The sequence below is a fragment of the Micromonospora sp. NBRC 110038 genome (assembly GCF_020884815.1).
GTDB classification, from domain to species: Bacteria; Actinomycetota; Actinomycetes; order Mycobacteriales; family Micromonosporaceae; genus Micromonospora; species Micromonospora haikouensis.
Genome location: NZ_BBOL01000002.1, coordinates 656251 through 669895, shown reverse-complemented (window position 1 = coordinate 669895; position 13645 = coordinate 656251). Strand labels below are relative to the sequence as shown.

The 13645-nt window shown below is 75.1% G+C and carries 13 protein-coding genes; 7 read left to right on the top strand and 6 right to left on the bottom strand.

The window, feature by feature from the left end; translation table 11 throughout:
* Positions 1-7: 7 nt before the first annotated feature.
* Complete coding sequence (locus tag LPU61_RS10735) at positions 8-778, bottom strand: phosphatase PAP2 family protein (RefSeq protein WP_043965132.1); 771 nt, start codon at positions 776-778, stop codon at positions 8-10.
* Between the two features lie 90 nt (positions 779-868).
* On the opposite strand from LPU61_RS10735, the gene LPU61_RS10730 reads away from it, so the two are divergent.
* Positions 869-2080, top strand: a complete 1212-nt coding sequence (locus LPU61_RS10730; protein WP_043966440.1) for a DUF4032 domain-containing protein — start codon at positions 869-871, stop codon at positions 2078-2080.
* Positions 2081-2488: 408 nt separating this feature from the next.
* Here LPU61_RS10730 and nagA read toward each other — a convergent pair whose 3' ends face one another.
* From nagA to LPU61_RS10715, 3 genes are all read right to left on the bottom strand, one after another.
* On the bottom strand, positions 2489-3598 hold the full coding sequence (gene nagA / locus LPU61_RS10725; RefSeq protein WP_229404813.1) for an N-acetylglucosamine-6-phosphate deacetylase: 1110 nt from the start codon (positions 3596-3598) through the stop codon (positions 2489-2491).
* Positions 3599-3633: 35 nt separating this feature from the next.
* Complete coding sequence (locus LPU61_RS10720; protein WP_229404928.1) at positions 3634-4587, bottom strand: ROK family protein; 954 nt, start codon at positions 4585-4587, stop codon at positions 3634-3636.
* Between the two features lie 62 nt (positions 4588-4649).
* Positions 4650-5579, bottom strand: a complete 930-nt coding sequence (locus tag LPU61_RS10715) for an SIS domain-containing protein (RefSeq protein ID WP_043965140.1) — start codon at positions 5577-5579, stop codon at positions 4650-4652.
* A gap of 194 nt (positions 5580-5773) precedes the next feature.
* On the opposite strand from LPU61_RS10715, the gene LPU61_RS10710 reads away from it, so the two are divergent.
* The 4 genes from LPU61_RS10710 to LPU61_RS10695 all read left to right on the top strand — a co-directional run bounded on the left by LPU61_RS10710 (position 5774) and on the right by LPU61_RS10695 (position 9253).
* Positions 5774-6559 carry a DeoR/GlpR family DNA-binding transcription regulator gene (locus LPU61_RS10710; protein ID WP_043965142.1) on the top strand — a complete coding sequence of 262 codons (786 nt, stop codon included), beginning with the start codon at positions 5774-5776 and terminating at the stop codon, positions 6557-6559.
* An 86-nt stretch (positions 6560-6645) separates the two neighbouring features.
* Positions 6646-7656 (top strand): ATP-binding cassette domain-containing protein, encoded by a 1011-nt coding sequence (locus tag LPU61_RS10705; RefSeq protein ID WP_255700021.1) that lies wholly within the window; start codon positions 6646-6648, stop codon positions 7654-7656.
* Entirely contained in the window at positions 7653-8675 is a 1023-nt protein-coding gene (locus LPU61_RS10700) for an ABC transporter permease subunit (RefSeq protein WP_043965147.1), read from the top strand. Before LPU61_RS10705 ends, LPU61_RS10700 begins: the two co-directional genes overlap by 4 nt.
* 128 nt (positions 8676-8803) lie before the next feature.
* Complete coding sequence (locus LPU61_RS10695) at positions 8804-9253, top strand: DUF3263 domain-containing protein (RefSeq protein WP_043965149.1); 450 nt, start codon at positions 8804-8806, stop codon at positions 9251-9253.
* Between the two features lie 6 nt (positions 9254-9259).
* Here LPU61_RS10695 and LPU61_RS10690 read toward each other — a convergent pair whose 3' ends face one another.
* Positions 9260-9475: a hypothetical protein gene (locus LPU61_RS10690; RefSeq protein ID WP_043965151.1), complete on the bottom strand. Its 216-nt coding sequence runs from the start codon at positions 9473-9475 to the stop codon at positions 9260-9262.
* 245 nt (positions 9476-9720) lie between these two features.
* Between LPU61_RS10690 and LPU61_RS10685 the strand changes: the two genes are divergently transcribed.
* Both LPU61_RS10685 and LPU61_RS10680 read left to right on the top strand, forming a co-directional pair.
* Positions 9721-10716, top strand: a complete 996-nt coding sequence (locus tag LPU61_RS10685) for a hypothetical protein (RefSeq protein ID WP_229404812.1) — start codon at positions 9721-9723, stop codon at positions 10714-10716.
* A 70-nt stretch (positions 10717-10786) separates the two neighbouring features.
* Positions 10787-11296, top strand: coding sequence for a GNAT family N-acetyltransferase (locus tag LPU61_RS10680; protein ID WP_043965153.1), 510 nt, complete (start codon positions 10787-10789; stop codon positions 11294-11296).
* A gap of 34 nt (positions 11297-11330) precedes the next feature.
* On the opposite strand, the gene LPU61_RS10675 is transcribed toward LPU61_RS10680, so the two are convergent.
* Positions 11331-13628, bottom strand: coding sequence for an AAA family ATPase (locus LPU61_RS10675; RefSeq protein WP_229404811.1), 2298 nt, complete (start codon positions 13626-13628; stop codon positions 11331-11333).
* Positions 13629-13645: the final 17 nt, after the last annotated feature.

Below are 13645 nucleotides of genomic sequence, written 5' to 3'. Positions count from 1 at the left end.
CCGGACCCTAGGGGGTCGAGGTGAACAGCGCGGGACGATCCCAGCCGCGCAGCAACCGACCGGGCAGCGGCAGGTCGTCCCACGGCACCCGGTGCAGCAGCCGGTCCAGCAGGAGGCCCAGCAGCAGCGCGGCCAGCCCGTCGGTGAGCCAGTGGTAGTTCAGGTAGGTCGTGGTGACCAGCAGGATCGCCGGGGGAGCGAACCGGATCAATCGGTGCGCCGTCGGGCGCAGCCGCCCGGCCGTCAGCGCGACGAGCAGCGCCGCGATGACCCCGTACCAGACGATCGCGTTCGCCACGTGCCCCGACGGGTACGACATCGCGTACGCCCCGGCCGGCAGGTCGTTGAAGATGCGCACCGCCTCCTCGGGCGGCAGGAACGGCGGTTTCACGCTGGCGGTCGGCGCGGCCCGGTCGGTCCACAGCTTCAGCGGCCCGATGGTCGCGGACGTCAGCAGGAAGGCCCCGCCCACCAGCAGGAACGGCCGCACCGAGCGGTGCCGCCACGCCACGGCCACCGCCAGCGCGCCGGAGATCGGCATGAGCAGCCAGCCGCCCTGCCCGAGCAGGTTGAACACCTGCGCGGTCCGGTAGAGCGGCACCGGGTCGTGGGCGAACGCCCAGCGGCTCACCGCGAGGTCGAGCCCGAGCAGGGCCCCCCGGGCCAGCGCGAGCGTGATGGTGACCAGTCCGGCGAGCAGGAGCGCGTCGCACCACCAGCCGGCCGGGCGTACGGGCCTGAGCTGCACTTTCCGCCGTACCGTCTGGGTTTCACGCACGCGACCACGCTACCGGGCCGCTGCGTGGCCGCTGTGGGGCGAGGCACGATGGGGTGCGCTCCGGCGGGGTGACGCGTCATGCTGGTCGGCGTGCGGATCACCTCTGCCCTCGTGGACCCGGCGCTGCTCGACCTTCCCTGGTCGACCCCGTTGGAGGAGTGGCCTGCCGAGCACCTGGTGGCGTTGCCGCAGGGCATCTCCCGGCACATCGTGCGCTTCGTGCGCCTCGGCGGGTACGTCTACGCGGTCAAGGAGACCGGCGAGCGGGTCGCCGAGCGGGAGTACGACCTGCTGCGGGCGCTGGAGCGGATCGACTTCCCGTCGGTGGAGGCGGTGGCGATCGTCGCCGACCGGCAGACCGACGACGGGGAGCCGCTGGACCCGGTGCTGATCACCCGGCACCTCCAGTTCTCGCTGCCCTACCGGGCGTTGTTCTCGCACACGCTGCGCCCCGAGACGATGGGCCGGCTGCTCGACGCGCTGGCCGCCCTGATCGTCCGGATGCACCTCACCGGCTTCTTCTGGGGCGACTGCTCGCTGTCGAACACGCTGTTCCGCCGGGACGCGGGCGCGTTCGCCGCGTACCTGGTGGACGCCGAGACGGGTGCCCTGCACAGCTCGCTGTCCAACGGCCAGCGCGGCGAGGACCTGGAGATCGCTAGGGTCAACATCTTCGGCGAGGCGCTCGACCTCCAGGCCGCGGGCCTGCTGCACGAGTCGATCGACCCGGAGGTGGTGTGCGAGGAGGTCGTGCAGCGCTACGAGCGGCTCTGGCACGAGATCACCTACGAGCAGCAGGTCGAGCGGAAGGCCCGGCACGACATCGAGCGCCGGATCCGCCGCCTCAACGAGCTGGGCTTCGACGTGGCGGAGGTGGCCCTGTCCACCCTCGGTGACGGGCGGTACCTGGTGCGGCCGAAGGTGGTCGACGCGGGCTACCACCACCGCCGGCTGCTCCGCCTCACCGGGCTGGACGCCGAGGAGAACCAGGCCCGCAAGCTGCTCAACGACCTCGACGCGTACCGGGCGGAGAGCGACCTGACCGACGAGCAGCAGGCGTCGCACCGCTGGCTCACCGAGGTCTTCGAGCCGGTGGTGCGGGCGGTGCCGGCGCACCTGCGGCGCAAGCTGGAGCCGCAGGAGCTGTTCGCGCAGATCATCGAGCACAAGTGGCTGCTCTCCGAGCGCGCCGGCCGGGACGTCGGCATGCGGCACGCGGTGCAGTCGTACCTGGCCGACGTGCTGGTGCACCGCCCCGACGAGCAGGCCGTCCTCGGCGTCGAGGTCGACGCCCTGCCCTGACCCGCCCGCCCTGCCCTGACCCGCCCGGACCCGCCCGCCTTGCCCTGCCCTGACCCGGCCGCCCTGCCCGGCAATGCCTCCTGCCGACGCTAGCGAGCTGATGTCGTGGATGGATCGGGTGGCCGTCGGTGGTCATCGGAAGCCGTCGGGGCCGCAGGCGTGCGTCGTGCAGGGGGTGCGAACGTGCGTTGTCCGGGGCCGCAGGCGTGCGTTGTCCGGGGTTGCGAGTGCGCGTCGCCGGGGTCGGAAGCGCGCGTCGTCGGGTGCGTGATGTCGTAGACGACTCAGCTCCCTAGCGCGCGTGGTGCGCCTGTCGGGTCGGCCGCGTCACCGCGCCGTCGGGCGTCACCGCGCCGACGGGGGTCACCCCACGCTGAGCCACCGCGCAGAGGCACCGCCGCGCCGACGTCACTCCATCCAGGAGCCGCCGCGCATCACCCGGACCACGTTCAGGTCGTCGTCGAGGACGACCAGGTCGGCGCGGAGGCCGACCTGGAGCGCGCCGACCCGGTCGCCGAGGCCGATGGCGCGGGCCGGGGTGGTGGCCACCATCCGGCAGGCGTCCGCCATCGGCACGCCCGCGTGCACGGCGTGCCGTAGGGCCGCGTCCATGGTGAGGGTGCTGCCGGCGATCGCCCCGTCGGCGGCCAGCCGGGCCACCCCGTCGGCGACGGTGACGGCCTGGCCGCCCAGCTCGTACTCGCCGTCGGGCATGCCGGCGGCGGACATCGCGTCGGTGATCAGCGCGGCCCGTTCGGGGCCGGCGGTGGCGGTGACGAAGGTGAGCATGCCGTCGTGCAGGTGCACCCCGTCGGCGACCAGCTCGCAGACCACGTTCGGGGCGTCCAGCAGGGCCACGACGGGGCCGGGCTCGCGGTGGTGCACCGGGCGCATGCCGTTGAACAGGTGGGTGCCGACGCTCGCGCCGGCCGCCACGGCGGCCCTGGTCTGGTCGTACGTGGCGTCGGTGTGGCCGACGGCGGCGACCACCCGGTGGGCGGTGAGCAGCTTGATCGCCTCCAGCGCCCCGTCCCGCTCGGGGGCCAGGGTGACCATCCGCACCGCGCTCCCGCCCAGCTCGATCAGCTCGGTCAGCTCGGCGACGGACGGGTCGCGGAGGAACTGCGGATTCTGCGCGCCGCACCGGGCCGCCGACAGGTACGGACCCTCGAAGTGGACGCCGGCCAGCGTGCCCTCCTCGACGAGCGGCCGGTACGCGGCGGTCGCCGCCCGCATCAGCTCGAACGGCGAGCTGACCAGGCTGGCCAGCAGGGTGGTGGTGCCGTGCCCCAGGTGGAAGGCCGCCGCCTGGCGGGCGGATCCGGCGTCGCCGGTGGTGAACGTGTGCCCGCCGCCGCCGTGGGTGTGCATGTCCACGAAGCCGGGGACGATCCAGTGCCCGTCGCGCACCGACGGGTACTCGGCGACGGCGGTGATCCGGTCGCCGTCGAGTTCCACGCAGCCCTGCCGGATCACGCCGGTCGGGGTCACCACCTTGCCGTTCACCCGCAGGGTCATCGCTTCTCCAGATGTGTGAGGCGTGCCGGTACAGATCAGCGGGCGTCGAGCGCCAGCAGGGCGGCGCCGAGGCAGCCGGCCTCGTCGCCGAGGGCCGCCGCGGCGAGGCGCGGCCGGCGGTGGAACGTCATCCGCTCGTGCAGCGCGGCGCGCAGCGGGTCGAACAGGCGGGGACCGGCCTGGGCGAGGCCGCCGCCGACCACGACGGCCTCCACGTCGTACAGGGACTGGCCGGTGGCGAGTCCGTCGGCCAGCGCCTCGACGGCCTCCGCCCATACCCGGGCGGCGGCGGGCTCCCCGGCGGCGGCCCGGTCGGCCACGTCGGCGGCGCTCGTGGGCGTGCCGGCCAGCCCACCGCCGGCCAGCCCACCGCCGGCCAGCCCACCGCCGCCCGCCGCGCCGGTCGGCCCCGTACCGGTCAATCCCGCGCCGGTGGCCTCCGCGTAGCGGCGGGCGATCGCCGAGGCGGAGGCGACGGCCTCCAGGCAGCCGTCGCGCCCGCAGCCGCAGCGCGGGCCGCCGGGGCGGACGAGGATGTGGCCGATCTCCCCGGCGGCGCCGTGCGCGCCGGTGGCGGCCACGCCGTCGACGACGTGGGCGGCGGCGATGCCGGTGCCGATCGCGACGAAGAGCACGTGCCCGGTGCCCCGGCCCGCGCCGAGCCGGGCCTCGGCGAGGCCGCCGACGCGTACGTCGTGGCCGAGCGCCGTGGGCAGCCCGAGCCGCGCCGCCGCCAGGTCCCGCAGGGGTACGTCCCGGAAGCCCACGTTCGCCGACCAGACCGCCACCCCGGCGGCCTCGTCGACGACGCCGGGCACGGCGATGCCCAGCGCGACGGGGTCGAGCCCGTCGGCGCGGGCCTTGCCGGCCAGCCCCTCGGCGACGTCGAGGATCGTCTCGACGACCGCGTCGGGGCCCCGGCCCGCGTCGGTGGGGTGCCGCTCGGTGTGGACGGTGCTGCCGTCCGGGCGGACCAGCGCGCACTTCATGCCGGTGCCGCCCACGTCCAGTGCGACGACGACGTCGGCGGGACCGGCGGCGTCGGCTGGGCTCACGCGAGGACCACGGAGCGGGTCAGGTGGCGGGGCGCGTCGGGGTCGAGGCCCCGGCTGGTGGACAGGGCGACGGCGAACCGCTGGGCGAGGATCAGGTCGGCCATCGGGTCGACCGGCGTACGCCCGGCGGCCCAGCTCGTGAGCACGGCGCGGCAGCCGTGGGTGCGGCTGTGCACGAAGGCGGCGCCGGTGGCGGCGACGTCCTCGGCGAGCCCTTCGGGGATGTCGCCGAACGCCCAGACCAGCCGGCCAGGCGCGGCCACCGAGATCGGGCCGTGCCGGTAGTCCATGGCCGGGTACGCCTCGGCCCAGAAGGTGGCCGCCTCGCGGCACTTGAGCGCGGCCTCCTGGGCCAGCCCGATCGTCCAGCCCCGGCCGAGGAAGGTGACCTGCTCGATGCGGGCCGGGTCGATCGGCAGCGGGGCCCGGACGGCGACCTCGGCGTCGGCGGAGAGCGCGGCCAGGTTGTCGCCGAGGTGGGCGCGGAGCAGGGCCAGGGCGGTGGTGGCGAAGCGGGTCTGCACCACGGAGCGTTCGTCGGCGAACGGCATGGCGACCACGGCGGAGGCGACGTCCACGGCGGGGGAGGCCGGGTCGCCGACGATGACGGTGGTGGGGAGCTGGCCGCGCAGCGCGGCGAGCAGCTCCAGCACCTCGGTGGTGGTGCCGGAGCGGGTGACGGCGATCAGCCGGTCGTAGCGGCGGCCCGTGGGGAACTCGGACGCCTGGAACGCATCGGTCTCGCCGTGGCCGGCGGCCTCGCGCAGCCCGGCGTACGCCGTCGCCATGAACCACGACGTGCCGCAACCGACGACGGCGACCCGCTCCCCGGGGAGCGGCAGGTGCTCGGCGACCGTGGGGGCCAGCAGCGCTGCCTCCCGCCAACAGTCGGGTTGACTCGCGATCTCCGCGTGCACGAACGCCATGAGAACTCCTCGCTGGGAGGTCGTGCGCAATACGGCGCAATACGGCCGCCTTTCGCGCGTTATTCTGCGCGAAACCTCGCGTCTCTGGCAACCGGGTCCCCGATCGCGCAGAGCGGAGTTTTGCACCTTGGTAGTTTCGCGCACTACTGTGCACGCAATCAATCACCCTTCGTGCAGTCAGTGGAGGCGCCGCAGTGGACCGGTACGCCCGATGGAACGCGCTGCTGGAGATGCTCACTGACAACGGGCGGGTGAGCGTGGAGGAGGCCGCCGGGCGGCTGGACGTCTCCCAGGCCACCATCCGCCGCGACTTCGACCAGCTCGCCCAGCAGCAGATGATCACCCGGACGCGGGGCGGCGCGGTCGCCAACGGCGTCTCCTACGACCTGCCGCTGCGCTACAAGACGGCCAAGCACTCGGCCGAGAAACAGCGGATCGGGGCCGCCGCCGCCGCGCTGGTCACCCCGGGCACCGTGGTCGGCCTCAACGGCGGCACCACCAGCACGGAGGTGGCCCGCGCGCTGGCCGTCCGGCCCGACCTGAACACCAGCGCCGAGGGCGCGCAGCTCACCGTCGTCACCAACGCGCTCAACATCGCCAACGAGCTGCTGGTGCGCTCCCGGATGAAGGTGGTGGTCGCCGGCGGCGTGGTGCGGCCCAAGTCGTTCGAGCTGGTCGGCCCGCTGGGCGGGGCGCTGCTGCGCGAGGTCACCCTGGACGTCGCCCTGCTCGGCGTGGACGCGATCGACCCGCAGCTCGGCGCCGCCGCCCACCACGAGGGCGAGGCGGCGATGAACAACCTGATGGTGGCCCGCGCCAAGCGGGTGGTGATCATCGCGGACTCGTCCAAGCTGGGCGGTCACGCGTTCGCCCGGATCTGCCCCGTCGAGCGGGTGGAGACGCTGGTCACCGACTCGGGCGCGAACCCTGAGCTGGTGGAGGCGTTCCGCGCGGCGGGCGTCCACGTCGTCATCGCCTGACGCGCCGGACTGCATACCGGGTATTGCTTCCCCCTGCATACCGCGTATGGTGTGCGTCGTCACCGACTCATCGGGGGAGGCGCAGCTTGTCAGCTGTCCTGGAAATAGAAGGTCTACGCAAGACGTACAAGAGCCGCCGCCGGGGGGTCCGACACGCCCTCGACGGCTTCGACATGCGGGTCGAGCAGGGGCAGGTGCACGGCTTCCTCGGCCCCAACGGCTCGGGCAAGACCACCACCCTGCGTACGCTGCTCGGGCTCATCCGGCCCAACGGCGGCCGGATGGCGATCCTCGGGCAGGAGGTGCCCGCCGCCCTGCCCGCCGTCGTCGGCCAGGTCGGCGCGATCGTCGAGAGCCCCCAGTTCTTCCCGCACTTCACCGCCCGCGACACCCTGTCGCTGCTGGCCGGGGCGGGCGAGGTGCCGCAGACCCGGGTCGACGAGGTGCTGGAGCTGGTCGGCCTGCGCGACCGGGCCGGCGAGCGGGTCAAGACGTACTCGCTCGGCATGAAGCAGCGCCTCGCGGTCGCCTCGGCACTGCTCAAGAACCCGAAGCTGCTCATCCTCGACGAGCCCGCCAACGGCCTCGACCCCGGCGGCATCCGGGAGATGCGCACGCTGACCCGGGACCTGGCCGCCTCCGGGATGACCGTGCTGCTGTCCAGCCACATCCTCGGCGAGATCCAGCTCATCTGCGACTCGGTCACCATCATCTCGCTCGGCCGGCGGGTCGCCTTCGGCCCGGTCGACCAGGTGCTCGCCGAGCACTCCGGCGGGGCCGTGCGGGTCCGGCTGGAGGCGGTCACCGACCTGCCGGCGGCGGCCGACGCGCTCAGCCGGGCTGGCGTGGCGGTCACCGCCCACCCCGACCACCTGATGCTCGCCGGCGTCGAGAAGCCGGCCCAGGTGAGCCGGATCCTCGCCGGCCAGGGCCTCTACGTCAGCGAGCTGGCCCCCGTCACGGTCGACCTGGAGAGCGTCTTCCTGGAGTTGACCTCGACCGCGCCCGTGCCGGGGCAGCACCGCCAGGTCGACCAGTCCACGAAGGTCGGTGACGCGGGTCAGCCCGGCACCGTCGGGGGAGGTTGGGGCGCATGAGCCTCTATCGCACGGAGCTGCGCCGGCTGGGCAAGCGGCGCTTCGCGCGCTGGGCTACGGTGCTCGGCCTGCTGGTGCTCGGGGCGGTCCTCGTCGGGGTCTTCTTCACCAACCAGAAGATCGGCCCCGAGCAGCAGGCCGCCGCCCAGCGGCAGGCCGAGCAGCAGTACCAGGAGCAGGTGCGCTGGGCCGAGCAGGAGCGCAAGGCCTGCGAGCAGGCCAAGGCGTCCGGTCAGGACCAGCAGCAGGAGGGCCGGTTCCCGCCGGACTGCGAGATGATCACTCCGCCGCCGCCGGAGAGCATCGAGGCGCGGTGGTTCCTGCCGTCGACGTTCGACTTCCGGGCGAGCTTCGAGGAGATGATCGTCACCTTCACCGCGATCCTGGCGCTGCTCGGGTTCGTGATCGGCGCCTCCTTCGTCGGCGCCGAGTGGAGCTCCGGCGGGATGATGAACCTGCTGCTGTGGCGACCGCAGCGGCTCACCGTGCTGCTGACCAAGCTGGCGGCGCTGCTCACCGGACTCGTCGCCGTGACCCTGGCCACCGCGACGCTCTGGACCGCCGGGTTCTGGGTCGTCGGCACGCTGCGCGGCACCACCGAGAAGATGACCTCCGGGGTGTGGCAGTCGTTCGCGCTGACCGGGCTGCGCGGGCTGGTGCTGATCGTGGTCGCGGCGACCATCGGGTTCGCGCTGGCCTCGCTGGGCCGGCACACCGCGATGGCCCTCGGCGGGGCGATCGGGGCCGTCGTGGTCGGCCAGTTCGGCCTGGGCATCGTGATGTCGATGGCGGGGGCGCGCTTCGTCGAGGCGTGGCTGCTGCCGACGTACGGGCTCGCCTGGATGACGAAGAAGGTCACCCTGGAGGACTGGAACGCCTGCAACGCCACGTACTACGGCGAGTGCAAGCCCGCTACCTTCGACCTGACCTGGCAGCACGCCTCGATCCTGTTCTCCGTCGCGCTGGTGGTCGTCCTCGGGGCGGCGCTGGTCAGCATGCGCCGGCGGGACGTCGCCTGAGCGGTGACACCGGGTGGCCCGGACCGCACCGCACGTCCGATGCGGTCCGGGTCCGCCCTGGTTAGGCTGGGGATCCCCCCGGCCGGCGCGGCTTCGCCGGCCCTTCACCCGCCCGCGTGAGGACCGCCATGCCGCCTGCCGACGCCGCCCCGGCCGACACCGACCGGCCCGAGCCGGCGCGCCCCGGCGGCCGGGAGGCGACGGGCACCCGGGAGGGCGTCACCGTCCCCCCACCCCGGTCCGCGCCGGACGCCGCCACCCCCGCCCCGGCCACCCGCGCCGAACCCGGCGCCGCCGAACCCGAACCCGAGCCCGGAGCGGACCCGGCCGAGCCGGTCGCCGCCGCCCCCGGCCTCACCGAGAGGGAACTGCGCATCCTCGCCTTCGAGCAGCAGTGGTGGCGGCACGCGGGGGCCAAGGAGCAGTCGATCCGGGACACCTTCGGCCTCTCCGCGACGCGCTACTACCAACTGCTCAACGGGCTGCTGGACAATCCGGCCGCGCTGGCCGCCGAGCCGGTCCTCGTCGGCCGGCTGCGCCGGTTGCGCTCGTCCCGGGCCCGCAACCGGCGGCGCTGACCCGACTCAGTCGGTCTCGTAGCTGCGCAGGCCGTTGCCGATGGCGAAGAACGTCGGTGCCCACTCCCCGATGAAGATGCCCCACCGGTCCGCCCGGGCCACCCCCGCCCGCTCCAGGTGCTTGGACAGGAACCAGCTGGTGAAGGACAGGCCGATACTGACGAAGCCGGCCAGGTAGGCGTGTTCCGCCTTGAGACCCGACTGGTGCAACCGTGCCAACATGCGATCCCCCTGTCGCCGTCGAACGGCACCCGGCCCGCCGGCCGGCGCACCGCGCAGGCCCGTTCCGGGTGGCCAAATCCGATCCTGACGCTACCCGTGGTGACCGGCCCGTATCGTCGAGTTCTGGTGCTCGGGCCGCACCGACCCGGGACGCCTCCCCGTCGGGTCAGCGCCGGATCACCGGAGGGGACGGTGCATACGGCCCGTCCGGTGGGTCAGGCGGGTGCCGGCGGAGGGAGCGGAGCATGGCGGCAGCGCACCGGGGCGTACCGGCCGGGGACGCCCGGCCCGGGCGGACCGTGACGGCCGGGCGGGCGACGACCCCGGCGGAGGCGGCGGCCGCGCCGGGCACCCGCGCCGGCTCGGCGGGGCCGACGATGCGGGTACGGTCGGCCTCCGCGCCGGCACCCGGCCGGGCCGTCAACGAGGACCTGGTCTTCCGCTTCGGCCCGCTGGTCGGCGTGCTGGACGGCGCGACCGTGCCCGAGGGCTTCGCCACCGGCTGCGTGCACTCCCCCGCCTGGTACGTCCGGCACCTCGCCGCCCGGATCGGGCTGGCCGCCGCCGCCCGGCCCGCAGCCACCCTGGCGAGCACCCTCGCTGCGGCGATCCTCGCGGTACGGGCCGACCACGGCACCGACTGCGACCTCGACCATCCCGGCACGCCCTCGTCGACCGTCTGCCTGCTGCGGGAGAGCGGTGGGGAGGCGGACTGGCTCGTGCTCTGCGACAGCCCGCTGGTGCTCGACGTCGGCGGCCGGGTGCGCGCCGTCACCGACGACCGGCTGGAGCACGCGGTGGCCGACCTGCGCCGCACGGCGTCCACCCTGCCCGCAGGCCCTGGCGACGACCCGGTCACCCGGTTCCGGCGGGCCGTCACGGTGCAGCGGGAGCGGATGAACCGCACGCACGGCTACTGGGTCGCCGCCGCCGACCCCGACGCCGCGTACCACGCGATCACCGGCACGGAGCCGCTGCGCGGCCCGGGGAGCCTGCGCCGGGCGGCCCTGCTCACCGACGGTGCCTCCTGCGTCGTCGAGCAGTTCGGGCTCCTCGACTGGGCCGGCCTGCTCGACCTGGTCGCCGCCGAGGGGCCCGGCGCGCTCCTCGACCGGGTCCGCGCCGCCGAGCGCGACCGGCCGGACCGGCTGCGCCGGCACAAGGCCACCGACGACGCCTCCGTCGTCCTCTGCGAGTTCGGCCCCGGTCGAGCCACCGCCGGCCCGCCGACCGGCTCGTAGCTGCTGCCGGACCGGTCGAGGGAGGCCAAAGGGTGGACTCGGGCGGGTGCGGGACGGCAGACTTCGGCACGTGACGGGAACGGTCCGGTTGGAGCCGGTGGACGAACGGAACCTGGAGCCGCTGCTCTCGGTGGCGGTCGCCGAGGCCGAGCCCGACGACGTGATGCCCCCGGTCGACGCGCCGGCCGGCTGGTCGCACGCCCGGCGGGAGGCGTTCCGGGACTACTACCGCACGGGCATGGCGGGCCTCGACGGCCCCACCCACACCGCCATGTACGCGGTCCTCGTCGGCGGCGAGGTGCTGGGCATGATCCGGATGACCCGCCGCGCCGAGCCGGGGACGGTGGAGACGGGCATCTGGCTCGGCCGCTCCGCCCGGGGCCAGGGCGTGGGCGCGGCGGCCCTGCGCGAGCTGCTCGACCTCGCGGCGGCGGCCGGGATGCACACGGTGGTGGCGGAGACCACCCGGGACAACTCCGGTGCCGTGTCGGTGCTCCGCAGGTGCGGCGCGAAGCTGATCGAGGACGGCGACGCCGTGCGCGCCGAGATCTCCCTCGACGCCATCCCGCCCGCCTTCTGACCCACCCGGCACCGTCCTGGCGGCGGCGCGAGCCTCAGCGCGCGTCGCGGGCCTGCGCGTACGCGGCCAGCCAGGCGACCTGGGCCGGGTCGAGCGACGGGCGGACCCGCTGCCGCGCCGTCTCGACGTGCCCCGCCGTGACCGTCGACGCGGTCAGCGACTCCCGCATCGCGGCGAGCGCCGCCTCCCGCACCAGCGCCGCGCAGTCCGCCGCCGAGAAGCCGTCCAGCCCGGCACCGAGCGCCGCGAGGTCGACGTCGTCGGCGAACGGGACGTTGCGGGCGGCGGCGCGCAGGATCTCTGCGCGGGCGTCCCCGTCGGGCGGCGGCACGTACACCAGCCGTTCCAGCCGGCCCGGGCGAAGCAACGCCGGGTCCACCAGGTCGGGGCGGTTGGTCGCGCCGACCACCACCACGTTGCGCAGCGACTCCACCCCGTCCAGTTCGGTGAGCAGGGCGGCCACCACCCGGTCGGTGGTGCCCCCGTCGCTGGCCTGGCCGCGTACGGGGGCGAGCGCGTCCACCTCGTCGAGGAAGACCAGCGTCGGGGCGGCCTCCCGGGCCCGGCGGAACAGCTCCCGGACCGCCCGCTCGCTCTCGCCGACCCACTTCGACAGCAGCTCCGCGCCCTTCACCGAGAGCACGTTGGCCCGCCCCGAGCCGGCGAGGGCGGTCACCAGGTACGTCTTCCCGCAGCCGGGCGGCCCGTAGAGCAGCACCCCGCGCGGCGGCTGCACGCCCAGCCGGGCGAACGTGTCCGGGTAGGTCAGCGGCCACAGCACCGACTCCGTCAGCGTCTGCTTGACCTCGACCATGTCCCCGACGTCGTCGAGGGTGACGTCCGCCAGCTCCAGCGTGGACCCGGCCATCGTCGTCGGCCGGACCACCTCCAGGGCGGCGGCGAAGTCGGCCATCGCCACCGTCGGCGCGTCGGCCGTCTTCTGCCGCAGCGCGGCCCGCACCCCGGCCTCCCGCACCAGCGCCGCCAGGTCGGCGGCGACGAACCCGGGGGTACGCCCGGCGACCTCGTCCAGCCGGACGTCCTCGGCCAGCGGCACCTGGCGGGTCAGCACGGTCAGCTGCTCCCGGCGCAGCGCCTGGTCGGGCAGTGGCACGGTGATCCGCAGCGACAGCAGGTCCGGGGCGCGCAGCCCCGGGTCGACGGCCTCGGGGCGGCTGGTCGTGCAGACCACGGCCACCCCGGCCCGGACGGTCTCGGCGAGCACCTGGCGGAACACCGTGGCCACCGGCCCGGCGTCGTCGGCCGGGGCGAGCGCCTCCACGTCGGTGACCAGCAGCACGGCGGGGCCGTCGCCGCGTACCTCGTCGGCGGCGGCGCGCAGCCGCCGGGCCGCCGCGTCGTTGGCGAGCGCGGCCAGCTCGGGTGCCCAGACCGGGCGGACCCGGGCGCCCACCCGGGCGGCGACCGCCCGGACCAGCGCGGACTTGCCCGACCCGGCCGGCCCGGCGACCAGCACCCCGAGCGACACGCCGGTGCCCAGCCGGCCCAGCACCTCCCGGTGGTGGAACCCGAGGTCGAGCAGTTCGGTCAGCTCCTGCGCCTGCGCCCGCAGCCCCGGCAGCTCGTCCACGGCGGGCGCGGCGTCCGCCCCGGCGTCGTCGCCGTCGGGGGCCTGCCCGTCGGGCCCGGTCTCCCCGGTCGTCGCGTCGGGCCCGGCCGCCGGACCGTTCCCGGTGGCGTGGCCGGGTGCGCCGGCGTGGGCGGGACCGGCCGAGCCGCCGGCCCGGGTGGCCGGCCCGTGCTCCCAGCCGACCACGGTGTCCATGGTGACCAGCGCGGCGACGTCCGGCTCGGCGGCGGCCACGGTGAGCAGGGTGCTCGTCCAGGCGTACCCGACGCTGCTGGACAGGCGGTGCCGGGCCGCCGCGACGAGGGCGCGCACCGAGGCGTCCGGCAGCACGTCCTGCGGCAGCAGGGACACGTCGTCGCCGACGGTGACGACCTTGCCGAGCAGCGCGAGGCGGAGCATCTCGGGGGAGACCGCGGCGGTGGCCTGCACCGGCCCGGTGAGGGTCACCCGGCGGGCCGGGACCACCGGTGCGGGGCTCACCGTGACCTGCCCGCCGTCGCGTTCGCCCAGGTTGCCCAGGAGCAGGTCGTCGGCGTAGAGCAGCGCCGTGCTCGCGGCGGGCCCGGCCGGCGCGACGATCCCGGCGGTCACCCGGCGGCCGGCGAGCCGCACCGGGTCGCCGGGGCGCAGCGCGAGCGCCGTCAACACCTCCGGGTGCAACCGCACCACGCCGCGCCGGCCGTCCAGCGCGGCCGGTCGCAGGCTGGCGACGAGGGTCAGTTCGGGTGCGGGTGCGGCCATCGCCCGAGGTTAGCCGC

Coding starts and splice junctions, on each gene's coding strand:
- nagA (WP_229404813.1), bottom strand. CDS start 3,598: ATGACCCTGCGGGTGAACGGCAAGGTGGTGACCCCGACCGGCGTGATC.
- LPU61_RS10720 (WP_229404928.1), bottom strand. CDS start 4,587: ATGAAGTGCGCGCTGGTCCGCCCGGACGGCAGCACCGTCCACACCGAG.
- LPU61_RS10715 (WP_043965140.1), bottom strand. CDS start 5,579: ATGGCGTTCGTGCACGCGGAGATCGCGAGTCAACCCGACTGTTGGCGG.
- LPU61_RS10700 (WP_043965147.1), top strand. CDS start 7,653: ATGAGCCTCTATCGCACGGAGCTGCGCCGGCTGGGCAAGCGGCGCTTC.
- LPU61_RS10695 (WP_043965149.1), top strand. CDS start 8,804: ATGCCGCCTGCCGACGCCGCCCCGGCCGACACCGACCGGCCCGAGCCG.
- LPU61_RS10690 (WP_043965151.1), bottom strand. CDS start 9,475: ATGTTGGCACGGTTGCACCAGTCGGGTCTCAAGGCGGAACACGCCTAC.
- LPU61_RS10685 (WP_229404812.1), top strand. CDS start 9,721: ATGGCGGCAGCGCACCGGGGCGTACCGGCCGGGGACGCCCGGCCCGGG.
- LPU61_RS10675 (WP_229404811.1), bottom strand. CDS start 13,628: ATGGCCGCACCCGCACCCGAACTGACCCTCGTCGCCAGCCTGCGACCG.